Source organism: Paludisphaera rhizosphaerae, assembly GCF_011065895.1.
GTDB classification, from domain to species: domain Bacteria; phylum Planctomycetota; class Planctomycetia; order Isosphaerales; family Isosphaeraceae; genus Paludisphaera; species Paludisphaera rhizosphaerae.
Genome location: NZ_JAALCR010000002.1, coordinates 141,692 through 155,126, shown reverse-complemented (window position 1 = coordinate 155,126; position 13,435 = coordinate 141,692). Strand labels below are relative to the sequence as shown.

The window sequence follows — 13,435 nt, the reverse complement described above, 5'->3', positions numbered from 1 at the left end:
CGGGCTCCCGCCTCGGTCGGAATCGCATCAAGTCCTCAATCAAGCCACGGCGGCTGGCGTCTCGGCCTTTTCCGGGACCGAATCCAGCACCTTCAGCAGCACCTCGTCCGGGTCGATCCCCTCGGCCTGGGCCTCGAAGTTCAACAGAACGCGGTGGCGGAGCGACGGCAGATAAACCCGCCGCAGGTCCTCGAAAGAAACATTGTACCGACCGTCGAGCAAGGCGCGCACCTTGGCTGCCAGGACGAGGGTCTGAACCCCGCGCGGGCTGCTCCCCCATCGCACATACTGGTTCGTCGTCGCCGCCGCGAACGGTCCTTGCGGGTGCGTCGCCAGGGCCAGGCGGATTGCGTAGTCCTGGACATGGGGCGCGATGATCACCTCGCGGACCAGCTTCTGGAAGCGGATCAGGTCGTCGCCGTCCAACACCTTGGCGGCCTTGGGAAATTCCCCTCGGGTGGTGCGTTCCAGGATCGTCGCCAGTTCCTCGCGGGTCGAATAGCCGACCACGAGCTTGAAGAGGAAGCGGTCGAGCTGGGCCTCGGGGAGGGGGTACGTCCCTTCCTGCTCGATCGGGTTCTGCGTGGCCATGACGAAGAACGGCTCCTTGAGCCGGTGCATCGTCCCGCCGACGGTGACTGAGTGCTCCTGCATGGCCTCCAGCAGCGCCGACTGCGTCTTGGGCGTCGCCCGGTTGATCTCGTCGGCCAGGACGATCTGCGAGAAGATCGGCCCGCGCTGGAACTGGAACTCGCGGCGGCCGTCGGGCGTCTCGGCGATCACGTTCGTGCCCAGGACGTCGGCCGGCATCAGGTCGGGCGTGAACTGGATGCGGTTGAAGTCAAGCGAGAGCGCGTCGGCCAGCGTCCGGACGAGCATCGTCTTGCCCAGGCCCGGCACGCCTTCCAGCAGCGCATGGCCGCCGACGAACAGGCACGTCAGGACGCCGTGGACGATCTCGTCATGGCCGACGATCACCTTGGAGATCTCGGTCTTCACCTGGTTATAGCGGCTGCGGAACTCCTCGGCCCGCGCCTCCATGTCCGACCCTTTCACGGGCGCGTCGTCAGCCATCGGCGTGGTTCCTTTCGAGATTGCCGAGATGTTGAGAGTCGTCCCCTCTCCCGCCGGGAGAGAGCAGCCGCGCAGCGGCGGGTGAGGGTCGTGGGATTTCGGCGGAAGGTTTGATTGATATCCGATCCACAACGGCCTTCCCCCCTCGCGGGGGAAGGTGGCCGCAACGCGGCCGGATGAGGGGGGATCGGCGTTGGATCAAGAGCCAAGCGAGGGATGCGCGACCCAGACCGGTCGTCCCCCTCATCTGATCGCTGCGCGATCTGTCTTCCCGGGAAGACTGTTCTGGACACCACTCGATCCGAAGCGCGGCGACCCTCACCCGGCCCTTCGGGCCACCCTCTCCCGGGGGGAGAGGGGACGCTAGCGGCTTTCGGCTCCTCAGAGTTGAAGACAAGGTCACTTCTTGTCCTCCTTCTCATCCTTCTCCCGCTCCTCCCAAACCTTCCGTTTGGCCTTGAGCAGGCGGTTGGTATATCCGCCTTCCTCGGCCTTAGGTGCGTCGGGCCCCAGGCCGGGACCGGCCTGTTCGGTCGGGCGTTCGGGTCGGGGACGGTCGGAGCCGGCGCTCGTCGTTGGGGCAACGGCGCCGGGGGCGTCGGTCGGGGGCGGGGCGTCGTCATCCTGGAAGCGGGAGGCGAACCGGCCGCGGTCGAGCTGTTCGCCGACCTCGGCCTTGCGGGACTTGAGCTGGTCGAGGTAGTCGCTCTTGGTTTCGACTTCCTCGCCACGGAATCGTCGCCAGGCGTCGGACGCCCTCCGCCGCATCCGGCCGACGTCGACGGCGATCCGCCGGACGGCCACGTCGCCCAGGAAGAGCAGGGCGGCCGACCAGAGGAGGACCGGCCAAAGTGGGCGGAAGGCTTTGGGGATGTTAAGCCCCGGATCGCGACGAAAGTGGTCGACGCCGTCCAGCGTTCGCGCCAGGTCAATGCGGCCGTCGGGCGTGGTCTTCCAGGCGACCTCGATTCCATCGGTCAACGATGCGGCCGTCTGGAGGGGGATCGGGTTGGAACGCAGCTCGCGATATTCATCGGAGTAGGGGACCGAGACCCCGCTCGAGATGACCCCCTGGGTCTTGTCCGGCCCGCGATAGCCGAGGTTCACGAAGTAATTGCCACGACGATCGGCCGCGTCGACGGTCGCCTCGTAACGTCCCGGGGCGGTCTGGCTCAGGGTGATCGGCGCCGACTTCAGGTCGGGGTCGACGACGTTCCCCTGGATCTGGAGGAAGTTGAGGAACTTGTCGTCCTTGTCCAGGGCGTCGACGACGACCTTGAGCTTGCCGTCCTCGCGGCGGACGCTCATCGTCAGGTTGCCCGTCTCTGCGGGCCGCATCGCCCATCGGACGACCTGCGACCAGAAGGCCGAGTAGCTCTGCCAGTCCGGCCAGGCCTTCGCCCAGCGCCGGCCTGCGTCCGAGGTGAACGCCACCGAGCGGCCCAGACCGTAGGTCCAGTGCGCCAGTACCGGGTTGACCTGCCCGGTCGGTAGGGGCGAGAGGATCGGGGCCTCGACCAGCTCATTCTCCTTCAGACTCGTGAGGACGAGTCCGGAGATGGCCGGAAGGTCGCCTGTGAGGCCCATCACGGGCTCAGTGATCGGGCTTTGCAACTTCACCAGCCACGGCGTTTCCTGCTCGAAGATCAAGGGGCGGGAGATCGTCCGCGCCTCTTTCTGGTAGATCTGCGGGAGGGCCCTGGGGTTGGTGACGTTGTAGAACCGCCCCTTGGTGCGACGGGCGATGTTCTGCATCACCGACGTCGCCCCAGGGTCGTTGCCGTGGGCGGCGGTCAGGACCGACGTGACTGTGATCTTGCTGTTGGCGAGTTGGTTCAGGACGCCGGGCGTCGGCGGCGTGGGGTCGCCGTCGCTGATGATGACGATGTGTTTCGTCATGGCGTCCTTGATGCTGTTCAGGCCGGTCATCGCCTTGACCAGCGAAGGATCGAAGTCTGGCATGTCGCCGGGCGTCATCCGGTCGATCGCGCGGAGCATGATCGGCCGGCCCGACCCGATCGGCCGGAGCGTGAAGAGCCACGCCTCCTGGCCCTCCCAGTGGAGCATCCCCGCGTAGTCGTACGTCGAGAGGGCGTTGATCGCCGCCTTGGCGACGACCTTCTGCCAGTAGTTCCCTTCGGGAATCTCACTGGCGTGCATGATCAGGACCATCGCCCCCAGGCCCTGGACCTTCAGAGCTTTGATCTGCATGTCGACGGGCAGGGCCTTCTCGACGGGGGTGTTCATCCAGCCCCCCGCCCCGAAGCTGTCGCGACCGCCCAGCATGATCAGCCCCGCGCCGAGGTCGTGGCAGTTGGAGGCGAGCAACTGATGCTGCGACTCGGTGAACGACTCCTTCGGCACGTTGGCCAGGATCACGGCGTCGTAGGGCTGGAGTTGGGCCACGTCGACCGGCAGGGCGTCGCCGCCGACCCCGCCCGAGCCGTCGATTCGGGGTGCGACGAGGGTTTTAACCTCGATTTCCTTCTCGCGGAGCGCCTTCACCAACTCGACGTGCTCGCCGGCCGTCCCCTCGATCAGGAGCACCTGCGCCTTGCCCCGGGCGTGGGTGAAACCCTCGGCCACGTTGTTGATCGCCCGCTTGTCGCCGGAGCCGGCCTCGGGGGTGAACTCGGCCTGGAAGGTATAGAAGTTCGGCTCGGTGATTTCCTTCTTGAGGGTGAAGACGTTGAGCCCGCGCTCCAGCTCCACGGGGGTCGGCTTGTCCTCGCCGGTCGCGGTGGCGGTGTGGCCGTCGCCTTTCTGGAAGACCTGGAGGCTGCCGCGCGTCGGCTCGCTGGCGCGGACGACCACGTTGATGTTGACCGTCTCCCCCTTCTTCACGTCGGGCGGGATCGCCACCTTCTCGACGAGGACCTCCTTGTCGTAATGGTAGTCGATCGGGACGACGTCCACCTGGACGTTCAGCCCCTTGGCCGCGAGGGCCTGCTCCAGCAGCTTGCCTCGATTCTCATTGCCGTCGGAGAGGATCACGACGCGACGGGCCGTGTCGTCCGGGAACGAGGCGAGCGCGAGCTTGAGGGCCGATGAGAGGTCGGTGTTCTCGGCGTCGATGGAGGATTCGATCCCCATCAGGTTCAATTCACTCGGTGCGGGCGGGACCTCGACTCGCGGTGACGATCCGAAGACGACGACGCCGACGAGGTCGTCCTTGCGTCGTTTTTTCGAGGCCTCGGCGGCGTAGTCGAGGGCGGCCTTCTCCTGCTCGCGCGGGATGCTGTGCGAGGCGTCGACCAGGAACATCGTCGTCAATCGTTCCGATCGCCGCACCGACTGCAACTCGGCGAGCGCCAGCACGATCAGCGTGACGATGAGCGAACGCAGAAGGATCGCCAGCGCGCGGCGGCCCTTGCCCATCCCCGACAGGCCGCCCCGGCCCATCAGAATCAGCGGGACCAGGATCAGCGGGATCAGGATCAGCCACCAGGGCTGACCGAAGCTGATCGAGAGATTTCCCAGCATCCTCGCCACGCCCTCCCCAGACGACCTCGACGTTGTTTCAAGGGTCAGCTTCGCGGGCCTTGCGGGACCGTCGCATTCGTCGCGGTGTAGACCATGAGCGTGAGATTGATCAGCAGCGCCGCGATCACGAAGGCCATGGCGACGGCCGCTCCCAGGAGCGTCCCGTAGAGTTCATCCATCCTGGAGACGGCCAGAGCCGGCACTCGAACCAGGAGGACGAACAGCGAGGCAAGCGAACCGACCATGCACATCCCAATCAGAAGGTATCCGAGCGGTCTCGCCTTCGACCGAATCCAGACGCCCGTCTTCATCGCATCGTCTCCTCAGAGTCGGAACCGTTGAACGCGATGATTGTTCGAATCGACGACCGAAACCAGCCCCCGAGAGTCGACGGCCAGCGCCCAGGGGTTGTACAACTCGCCCGGCTTGCGGCCGGCGCCTCCCCAGATCGCCAGCGGCTTGCCGTCGCGGGAGAACTTCTGCACCCGGCTGTTGCCGTACTCGCAGACGTACAGCGAGCCATCGGAGTCAAGGGACAGGTCGTACGGATAGCTCATCTGGCCGGGACCCGTCCCGCGCTCGCCCCAGACCTTCAGCACTTTCCCCTGGGTGTCGAAAACCTGGATGCGATGGTTGCACGAATCGGCGACGTAGATCCGCTCGTCCTCGTCGATCGCCATCGCGCGAGGCCGGAGGAACTGGCCGGGCTCATAGCCGTGGCCTCCCCACTGGCGGATCCACTCCCCCTTGGGAGAGAAGACCTGGATGCGGTCGTTCTCACCGTACTCGGAGACGTAGAAGTTCCCCGCCTTATCGATGACCACGTCGGTCGGGTAGCCGAACCGACCGGGCGTGGTTCCCTGCACGCCGTCGCCGATCTGGAACAGGATTTCACCGCTCGGGTCGTAGACAAGGACGCGATAGAAGTGGGTGTCGGCGACGAGAAGCCGGCCGTAACGGTCGACGGTCAATCCGCTGGGGCCGTCGACGTTGAACTCGGGCGTCCGCCAGCCCCGGAGATACTTGCCGTCGCGGTCGAAAACCTGGATGCGGTCGGTGAGGTCGGCGACGTAGAGATGGTCCTCGTGATCGAAGGCCGCGACCCGAGGCTTGTGGATCCAGCCCGGCTTCGTGCCGTGGATCCCCCAGACCAGTTCTGGGATCGACGAACCCGCCCCGCCGCAGCCGGCCGTCGACGACGCGATGACGCCCCAGACGAGCCAACGGAAACAGCCTCGGATCTTGACCGCCGCCCGTTCCACACATCCGCCTTTCGTGGCTTACACGGTCCTCGACGCACGTCCGTCCCCACGCCTGCTAGAATGTAATGGCCGCGCGACCTCGGACGCAAGTCCTAGGTAGCCGGCGACGAGGATTCATCGCAATGGCGGAATGGACCTACCTGTGCCGGTTCGACGAAATCCCCGACGGCCGAGGCGTGGCGATCGAAGCCGCGGGTGCGCGGCTGGCCGTCGTCCGTTCGGGCGAGACCGTAGCGGTCCTCTTCGATCGCTGCCCCCATGCCGGGGGATCGCTCGGGTCGGGATGGATCGAAGAGGGGGCGGTGGTCTGTCCCTTGCACCGCTGGCGATTCCGCCTGCGCGACGGACGTTGTCTGGACATGCCCGGCCAGTCGGCGAACGTGGTGGAAAGCCGCGTCGAATCGGGCGAAGTACGTGCCCGGATCTAGCCCTGAGCGCTTTGGGCTGAATTCGGGAATCCAACCAGCGGACCTTCGTTCGGACGCGACATGATTCTGCCTGACGACGTCGAGTATCCGATCATCGCCGTGGGAGATCTCCACGGGCAGCGGGACGAGTTGGAGCGGTTGGTGGAGTTGCTCGAAAGGCTCCCGGACTGGTCCAGTTGCTCGCTGGTGTTTCTGGGTGATTTCGTCGACCGGGGACCGGATGTACGGGGGACGATCGACCTGGTTATGGAATTGCTGCGTCGTCCCGCGGGGGGCTCGGCCGTGATGGGGAACCACGACCTGGCTCTCGTCCGGGCCGCTGGCCTGGACGGGAGCGAACCCTCGTTCTACTGGTCGGTTCGCTACCGGATCGCCTACGACGCCGATCCGACGTTTCAATCCTACCTGGGTCGAGCGGCTCGCCCCCGAGGCACCGGCTGGCTGGACGATGTTCGCCAGTTCCGCGAGACGATTCCCCCCGAGCACGCCGCATTTCTAACGAACCTTCGATGGGTCGTCGAGGCTGAGGGCCACCTCTTCTTGCACTGCGGCCTCTCGCCAGAACTGACCGCCGACGCACGACAGCAGTTGATCGCCCTCCGCGCCCGGGAGTGGGAACGAGAGTTCTTGAAGCCCACGATCGGCTCCGACACCGAGTTGCTCTGGCTGGACGAGTACCCCGTCTGGCTTGGCGCCGACCGGTCGCTCTCCGAGTCTCCTCTTCGGTTCCCGGGCAAGATCCAGGTGACGGGCCACGACCGCGTCCGAAAGCCCGAAGTCGACGCCGTCCGCATTCGCCTCGACACGAGCGGCGGCTACGGCAGGCCCACCGCCTGCCTCTTGCGCTCGGCCGACGCCTCGCCGGAGTTCATTCGAGCCGATGACTAAACGAAAGAAGCCTCCGAACCGCCCGGACTGGTTGGAGGCCGTCCTCACCGCGCTGGATCCGTTGGGAGAGATCACCTCGCGGGCGATGTTCGGCGGATATGCGATCTACCAGAGAGGCCGTATTTTCGCGCTCGCCGGCAACGGCAGGCTCTATTTGAAGGCGGATGAGCAGACCGAGGGAGACTTCCGGGCCCGGGGAATGGGCCCGTTTCAGCCGTGGGAGGGCTTGACGCTCAAGTCTTACTTCGAGGTCCCTCCGGACGTTCTCGGCGACCCGGAGGCTCTCCGAGCCTGGGCCGCCGAGTCGATCCTCGCCTCCCTGCGTTTAGGTTGACCGCCTGCATCCTTTCAGGCGGCATGTCGGGGGCGCGGGGACCGAGGGCCGCGGAGCCACGAAAGCACCGGTGCCTTGGTCGCGATCAGGCGAGCGGCCGCCTTCTGGATCGTGGAGTGATCGGGAACCTTGCGGAGACCCAGGGTCTCGCGCAGCTCGGCCCAGTCCCGCAAAAGGACTTCCAGGCCGCGGTAGTCAAGCTTCAAGGACTTTCGCACCGCCAGCATCGCGAAGAGCTGGTGCTGCGTGAAATCCTTGCGCGAATATTTGGACGAGTACGCCGGCAGCGACTCACCCGCAACGTCGAGGGCCGCCCGAGCGAGGGCCACGGGCGATTTCGTGGTCGGACGATCGTTGGTGTTCATACTACTAGTACGTTCGAGACGCCCGACTGTTCTCGACGATCGTCCCGATTTTTCCGCCCCTAGAGCATTCTCCACCATCGAGTTGAGTGCGTCTCAGGCGGGTTTTTCGGTCTCGACTTCAACGGGGGCGGACGGCGCGTTTTTCTGGATGGAAGCGATGGTCGAGAGACAGTCAGCCTTGTTCTTGTAGCCCTCTCCGCTCGCCACGATCTGACCGTTTGAGGCGATCAGCCTCCAGCGGTACTCGCCCGTTCCATCGCGATACACGACAAACTTCATGGCCAACCCCCGTCAGAGAATGGAAATCGCCAGCACGTTCCGCCCCACGTTAGCCCGACCGATCAAGCCCCGCAAGCGTCCGAGAGACCGGCGTTTACGCGAGCGGCTCAAGATGTCGCCCTAGTCGATCGAGAAGAGGATCTATAAGATCGATAGGAGCGAGGCCAAGCAGGAGGACGAATGATCAGCAGCAGTTACAATCTGACCCATTTGAAGGTTCTTGAGGCGGAGAGCATCCACATCATCCGCGAGGTCGCCGCCGAGTTCGAGCGGCCGGTGATGCTCTATTCGATCGGCAAGGACTCCGCCGTCATGCTCCGGCTGGCGCAGAAGGCGTTCTACCCCGGCCGGCTCCCGTTCCCACTGCTGCACGTCGATACGACCTGGAAGTTCCGGGCGATGATCGAGTTTCGCGACCAGTACTGTCGCGAGCAGGGGCTCGACCTGAAGGTCTGGATCAACCCCGAGGGGAAGGCCCAGAACATCAACCCGTTCGACCACGGGTCGAAGAAGCACACCGACGTCATGAAGACGGCGGCGTTGAAGCAGGCGTTGAACCACTACCAGTTCGACGCGGCCTTCGGCGGCGCACGCCGCGACGAGGAGAAGAGCCGGGCGAAGGAACGCGTTTACAGCTTCCGCGACCGCCTTCACCAGTGGGATCCCAAGAACCAGCGGCCGGAGTTGTGGAACCTCTACAACGGCAAGGTGGACAAGGGGGAGAGCATCCGAGCCTTCCCCCTGAGCAACTGGACCGAGTTGGACGTCTGGCAGTACATCCACCTGGAGAATATCCCCATCGTGCCGCTCTATTTCGCCGACGACCGCCCGGTCGTCGAGCGCGACGGCACGCTTATCATGGTGGACGACGAGCGGATGCCGCTGCGGCCCGGCGAGAAGCCGATGATCAAACGCGTCCGCTTCCGGACTCTCGGTTGCTACCCCCTCACCGGGGCCATCGAGAGCAACGCGACGACCCTCCCCGAGATCATCGAGGAGATGCTGCTCGCCAAGAACTCCGAGCGGCAAGGCCGAGTGATCGACCACGACGAGGCTGGGTCGATGGAGCAGAAGAAGCGCGAGGGCTATTTCTGAGATGCAACAGGTTGATCTGAGTCAGGAAGACATCCACTCCTACCTCGCCCGCCATCAGAAGAAGGAGCTGCTCCGCTTCCTGACCTGCGGCAGCGTCGACGACGGCAAGAGTACGCTCATCGGCCGCCTGCTGCACGACACGAAGATGATCTATGAGGACCAACTCGCCGCCGTGAAACGCGACAGCGAGAAGGTCGGCACCACTGGCGCAGGGGAGGTCGACCTCGCGCTCCTGACCGATGGCCTGAAGGCCGAGCGAGAGCAGGGGATCACGATCGACGTGGCGTATCGGTACTTCTCGACCGACCGCCGCAAGTTCATCATCGCCGACACCCCCGGCCACGAGCAGTACACCCGCAACATGGCCACCGGCGCCTCGACGTGCCAACTGGCCATCATCCTCATCGACGCCCGCCACGGGGTGATGACCCAGACGCGCAGGCACTCGTTCATCGTGTCGCTGCTGGGCATTCGCCACGTGGTCGTCGCCATCAACAAGATGGACCTCGTCGGTTTCTCCCAGGAGGTCTTCGAGCGGATCAAGGACGAGTACACGGGCTTCGTCGCCAAGCTCGGCCTGCGCGACATCAGCTTCATCCCGATGTCGGCTCTTAAGGGGGACAACGTCGCCTCCAAGAGCGACGCCATGCCCTGGTACCACGGCCCGGCGCTCCTGGATCACCTGGAGACGGTCCACATCGCCAGCGACCGCAACCTGGCCGACCTCCGCTTCCCCGTGCAGTACGTCATCCGCCCCAACCTCGACTTCCGCGGCTTCGCCGGCACGGTGGCGTCCGGGATCCTCCACAAGGGGGACGAGGTGATGGTCTTGCCTTCGGGCAAGCGCAGCCGCGTCAAGTCGATCGTCACCTACGACGGCGAGCTGGAGGAAGCCTTCGCGCCCCAGGCCGTGACGGTCACGCTGACCGACGAGATCGACGTCAGCCGCGGCGACATGCTGGTTCATCCAGACAGTCCGCCGCACGTCAGCAACGAAATCGAAGCGATGGTCGTCTGGATGGCCGAGCAGCCCCTGGTGCCCGGCCGGACTTACACGCTGAAACAGACCACGCGACAGGTGGCGGCGGAGGTCTCCTCGTTCCGCTACGGGGTCGACGTCAACACGCTGGAACACCGGCCCATTCCACGACTTGGGCTGAATGAGGTCGGCCACGTCCAGCTCAGTCTGACGCAGCCTCTCGCGTGCGATCCTTACCGCACGAACGCCTCGACCGGCGCGTTCATTCTGATCGACCGGCTCACGAACAACACGGTCGGCGCGGGGATGATTCTGGAAGCCGGCGGCACACGTGCGCCGGGCGACGTCTGGGAAGCGGAATCGACCGTTCGCCTCAAGTTCCGTGAGAGCCTGGTCGCGCCCGCCGAACGTGCGGAGCGATACTCACAGAAGCCAGCGACGGTGTTGCTCGTCGGCCTGACCGGCAGCGGCAAGAGCCGAATCGCCTACAAGCTGGAACGCCGGCTTTGGGACGAGGGGAAGGCCGTGACCGTCCTGTACGGCCAGAACATGCGACAGGGCCTGAACCGCGACCTGGGCTTCACCGCCGACGACCGATCCGAGAACCTGCGGCGGTCGGCCGAAGTCGCCAAGCTCATGAATGACGCGGGTCTGACCACCATCGCGGCGTTCGTGGCTCCGCATGAGTCGGTCCGGGAAAAGGCCAAGGACCTCATCGGACGCGACCGCGTCCTGGAGGTCTACTGCACAGCGCCGATGGAAGTCCTTCGGTCTCGCGACCAGAGCGGCGCCTACCGCCTGGCCGATGAAGGCAAGATCGCGCAGATGCCCGGCGTGACCGCGACCTTCGAGGAGCCGAAGTCGCCAGACCTCGTCCTCCAGACCGAGCAGATCAGCGTGGACGCGAGCGTCGACCGTATCATTGAATTGATGAAGTCGAAGGGCTTCCTGGGCTGATGAACTCACGGCCGTCGCGTCCGAGAGGGCGCGACGGCTGATGGCTCCACGTGGCAGAAAACGACCGGTGCGTTGACCGCTTGATTCGGTCTCTGCGCGCTGATGCGTTTCGGCGCGAACGTAGACGGGCTTCTGCTCGCCGCCCCAAAGTCGGCACGACCTGCTGGGCGAGATTGATGGATCGAGCTGGAACGCTCGAAAAGAGGAGGGAAAGCCACCTCAGGGACTCGAACCCTGGACTTCAGCTTTACGAAAGCTGCGCTCTACCAGCTGAGCTAAGGTGGCGAGGCGAGACGCGTGTGGTTGGTCCCGACACGCGAGTCTTAATGTTACAAGGACCGTCGATTCTGTCAAGGGCGACCGATCAACGAGGCCCCTGGTCGATGGCTCGGCGATAGACCTCCAGGTAGCGGTCGACGTTGCGGTCCATTCCGAAGTATTCCTCGGCCACCGGCCGGCACGCCTCGGCGAGTCGCGACGCGAGAACTGGGTCGTCAAGCACCTTCAAAACGCCGCCGGCGATCCCCTCGGGAGAGACCTCTGTGAGCACTCCTGCTCCGGTCTCGCCCAGCAGGCGCTGGTAGTCGCCGAAATCGGTCGCGACGATCGGACGACCTGCCGCCAAATAGACCGCCAGCTTGCTCTGGACCGAGTAGTTCTCGCGACAGGCCAGGCGAGGATGGATCAATACGTCGGCTCGACGGCTCAGGGCGACCACCTGTTCGGGCGTCGTCCCCGTAATGACGGTCAGTCGATCCCCATATTCGCCGAGCTTCCGCCGATACTCGTCCCCCGCGGAGGCCGGCCCGCCGACGAGGACGCAGCGCGCGTCTGGGCGGGCGGCGAAGATCTGGGGCAGCGCATCAACGAGGACAGGCACTCCCTGGTTGGGATGCACGATGCTGCCGATGTACATCACCACCCGGTGATCAGGTCCGATCCCTGGAATCGGGACATCGGGGACAGGGCGTTCGTACTCACCCAGATCGATTCCGGGGTAGATGACTCTCACGCGGTCCTCGGGGACGCCTTTCTCGCGGACGACGACGTCCTTCACGGGCTCGCCCAGTGCGATGATCTGAGCGGCGTGCGCGACGACGCGACGTTCCAACGCACGGTACGCCCGGAAGACGGGCCCCCGTCCGAGCCGATCGCGTTCGACTTCTTCCCCTAGGAGCGAGTGGATCTCGTAGACCATCGGCCAGCGGTTGCGGCGGCAGGCGAAGTAGGCTCGGGTGGCTCCGCCGTAGTGCTGAGCGTGGACCACGTCGAACGGATGCTCGCGGGCGATCCGCTCAAGACCTCGACCAGCCACCCAGGACGACGGAGGGAGCGTGTAGACGGGCGTCCCCTCGAAGTCCTCCCGAGTCGCTGAGAACCCCGCTGGAGGCCGGAGCCGCAGGTAGGCGACGACCACGTCGACCCCGCGCGGCTTGAGAGCCCGGAGGATCTTGATCGGCAACATCGCCGTGCCGTCGTACTCGCCGGGGATCGGGAACGAGGTCACCATCAGAACGCGCATCGATGCAACTCCTCCTTGACCCGGGCCTCCCAGCCCGGGGCATCAAGGATAGTAGCTGACGATGCGGGCGCGAACCCGGTAGCGGCCGCTCAGGCCGACTCGCCCGAGGGCGAAATCATCCGGGTGGGCTCGCCGCGGTGGCGTTTGTTCTGGCAGAGTGCGCCGCCCATCCGGCGATCCAGGGCCTCGATGGCGGCGTCGAGCACGCCTCGAGCGGTATCAAGGTGGCGGGGTCGGAGTGCGTAGGGATCGCGAGGAAGACCCGTGCGAGGGAAGCTCAACGAGTCCGTCTTGACGATCCGACGAACCGAGGCCGGGACCTTGTGCGGCTCCATCGGCTCGTAGTCGCCGTCGCGGCGCGAGGAGTGATAGTAGGCCCGACGAGTGGAGGCGGCCCCCGGATAAACCCACGAGGTCTCCAGCATCAACAGTTCGGCGAACTGCGGCCAGGGGGGGGATTCAGGGTTGAACGGCTGGGTCGGCACGCCGGGATCGGCGACGATCGCCGGCAAAAGCCGCCAGGCTTCCGCAGGCGGAAGGGGACGGCTTGGATCGGCGAGAAGTCCCCGTAGCTCGGGCCTGCCTAACTCGACGGCCGCCTGCCGGACCAGAGCCTCCGCCGAAGCGATGTACAACATGAACGCAGCGCGGGCCAGTCGAGACGCTTCGGCCTCGGAATAGGCGAGGCGGCTCTGCGTGTGGAAGTGCAGGGCGTCCTGGTAAAGGCAGTGGAACGGGCTGACGACCGTCTCCACGACCCAACCCGCAT

At 65.3% G+C, this 13,435-nt stretch carries 13 protein-coding genes and 1 tRNA gene; 5 read left to right on the top strand and 9 right to left on the bottom strand.

The window, feature by feature from the left end; genetic code table 11:
* Positions 1–39: 39 nt before the first annotated feature.
* From G5C50_RS03240 to G5C50_RS03225, 4 genes are all read right to left on the bottom strand, one after another.
* The gene (locus G5C50_RS03240; protein WP_206107568.1) at positions 40–1,074 is read right to left on the bottom strand and encodes an AAA family ATPase; all 1,035 of its coding nucleotides are present in this window, start codon (positions 1,072–1,074) and stop codon (positions 40–42) included.
* Between the two features lie 399 nt (positions 1,075–1,473).
* Positions 1,474–4,557 carry a VWA domain-containing protein gene (locus G5C50_RS03235; RefSeq protein WP_165064865.1) on the bottom strand — a complete coding sequence of 1,028 codons (3,084 nt, stop codon included), beginning with the start codon at positions 4,555–4,557 and terminating at the stop codon, positions 1,474–1,476.
* A gap of 44 nt (positions 4,558–4,601) precedes the next feature.
* Positions 4,602–4,868, bottom strand: coding sequence for a hypothetical protein (locus tag G5C50_RS03230; RefSeq protein ID WP_165064862.1), 267 nt, complete (start codon positions 4,866–4,868; stop codon positions 4,602–4,604).
* Between the two features lie 12 nt (positions 4,869–4,880).
* A complete protein-coding gene (locus G5C50_RS03225) occupies positions 4,881–5,819 on the bottom strand; it encodes an NHL repeat-containing protein (protein ID WP_240906936.1) in 939 nt (312 codons plus the stop codon).
* Between the two features lie 122 nt (positions 5,820–5,941).
* On the opposite strand from G5C50_RS03225, the gene G5C50_RS03220 reads away from it, so the two are divergent.
* Genes G5C50_RS03220 through G5C50_RS03210 form a run of 3 tightly spaced genes read left to right on the top strand, consistent with a single transcriptional unit; the run spans position 5,942 to position 7,469 of the window.
* Positions 5,942–6,247: a Rieske (2Fe-2S) protein gene (locus G5C50_RS03220; RefSeq protein WP_165064858.1), complete on the top strand. Its 306-nt coding sequence runs from the start codon at positions 5,942–5,944 to the stop codon at positions 6,245–6,247.
* 60 nt (positions 6,248–6,307) lie between these two features.
* The gene (locus tag G5C50_RS03215) at positions 6,308–7,135 is read left to right on the top strand and encodes a metallophosphoesterase (protein ID WP_165064855.1); all 828 of its coding nucleotides are present in this window, start codon (positions 6,308–6,310) and stop codon (positions 7,133–7,135) included.
* Entirely contained in the window at positions 7,128–7,469 is a 342-nt protein-coding gene (locus G5C50_RS03210) for a TfoX/Sxy family protein (protein ID WP_165064852.1), read from the top strand. Before G5C50_RS03215 ends, G5C50_RS03210 begins: the two co-directional genes overlap by 8 nt.
* A gap of 14 nt (positions 7,470–7,483) precedes the next feature.
* Here the strand turns inward: G5C50_RS03210 and G5C50_RS03205 are convergent, their stop codons facing one another.
* Both G5C50_RS03205 and G5C50_RS03200 read right to left on the bottom strand, forming a co-directional pair.
* Positions 7,484–7,798, bottom strand: a complete 315-nt coding sequence (locus tag G5C50_RS03205) for a hypothetical protein (protein WP_165064849.1) — start codon at positions 7,796–7,798, stop codon at positions 7,484–7,486.
* Positions 7,799–7,927: 129 nt separating this feature from the next.
* Positions 7,928–8,113, bottom strand: a complete 186-nt coding sequence (locus G5C50_RS03200) for a YegP family protein (RefSeq protein ID WP_206107567.1) — start codon at positions 8,111–8,113, stop codon at positions 7,928–7,930.
* A 180-nt stretch (positions 8,114–8,293) separates the two neighbouring features.
* Between G5C50_RS03200 and cysD the strand changes: the two genes are divergently transcribed.
* Both cysD and cysN read left to right on the top strand, forming a co-directional pair.
* Positions 8,294–9,208 (top strand): sulfate adenylyltransferase subunit CysD, encoded by a 915-nt coding sequence (gene cysD / locus G5C50_RS03195; protein WP_165064843.1) that lies wholly within the window; start codon positions 8,294–8,296, stop codon positions 9,206–9,208.
* Position 9,209: 1 nt separating this feature from the next.
* Positions 9,210–11,144 carry a sulfate adenylyltransferase subunit CysN gene (gene cysN, locus G5C50_RS03190; RefSeq protein ID WP_165064841.1) on the top strand — a complete coding sequence of 645 codons (1,935 nt, stop codon included), beginning with the start codon at positions 9,210–9,212 and terminating at the stop codon, positions 11,142–11,144.
* A gap of 212 nt (positions 11,145–11,356) precedes the next feature.
* Here the strand turns inward: cysN and G5C50_RS03185 are convergent.
* The 3 genes from G5C50_RS03185 to G5C50_RS03175 form a co-directional block, all read right to left on the bottom strand.
* Positions 11,357–11,429, bottom strand: a tRNA-Thr gene (locus tag G5C50_RS03185).
* A 79-nt stretch (positions 11,430–11,508) separates the two neighbouring features.
* Positions 11,509–12,666 carry a glycosyltransferase family 4 protein gene (locus tag G5C50_RS03180; RefSeq protein WP_165064839.1) on the bottom strand — a complete coding sequence of 386 codons (1,158 nt, stop codon included), beginning with the start codon at positions 12,664–12,666 and terminating at the stop codon, positions 11,509–11,511.
* Between the two features lie 89 nt (positions 12,667–12,755).
* Entirely contained in the window at positions 12,756–13,421 is a 666-nt protein-coding gene (locus G5C50_RS03175; RefSeq protein ID WP_240906935.1) for a hypothetical protein, read from the bottom strand.
* Between the last annotated feature and the right edge of the window lie 14 nt (positions 13,422–13,435).

Excerpts from the sequence above, each read along its gene's own strand:
- G5C50_RS03240 (WP_206107568.1), bottom strand. The coding sequence starts at position 1,074 with ATGGCTGACGACGCGCCCGTGAAAGGGTCGGACATGGAGGCGCGGGCC.
- G5C50_RS03235 (WP_165064865.1), bottom strand. The coding sequence starts at position 4,557 with ATGCTGGGAAATCTCTCGATCAGCTTCGGTCAGCCCTGGTGGCTGATC.
- G5C50_RS03230 (WP_165064862.1), bottom strand. The coding sequence starts at position 4,868 with ATGAAGACGGGCGTCTGGATTCGGTCGAAGGCGAGACCGCTCGGATAC.
- G5C50_RS03220 (WP_165064858.1), top strand. The coding sequence starts at position 5,942 with ATGGCGGAATGGACCTACCTGTGCCGGTTCGACGAAATCCCCGACGGC.
- G5C50_RS03215 (WP_165064855.1), top strand. The coding sequence starts at position 6,308 with ATGATTCTGCCTGACGACGTCGAGTATCCGATCATCGCCGTGGGAGAT.
- G5C50_RS03210 (WP_165064852.1), top strand. The coding sequence starts at position 7,128 with ATGACTAAACGAAAGAAGCCTCCGAACCGCCCGGACTGGTTGGAGGCC.
- G5C50_RS03200 (WP_206107567.1), bottom strand. The coding sequence starts at position 8,113 with ATGAAGTTTGTCGTGTATCGCGATGGAACGGGCGAGTACCGCTGGAGG.
- cysD (WP_165064843.1), top strand. The coding sequence starts at position 8,294 with ATGATCAGCAGCAGTTACAATCTGACCCATTTGAAGGTTCTTGAGGCG.
- cysN (WP_165064841.1), top strand. The coding sequence starts at position 9,210 with ATGCAACAGGTTGATCTGAGTCAGGAAGACATCCACTCCTACCTCGCC.
- G5C50_RS03180 (WP_165064839.1), bottom strand. The coding sequence starts at position 12,666 with ATGCGCGTTCTGATGGTGACCTCGTTCCCGATCCCCGGCGAGTACGAC.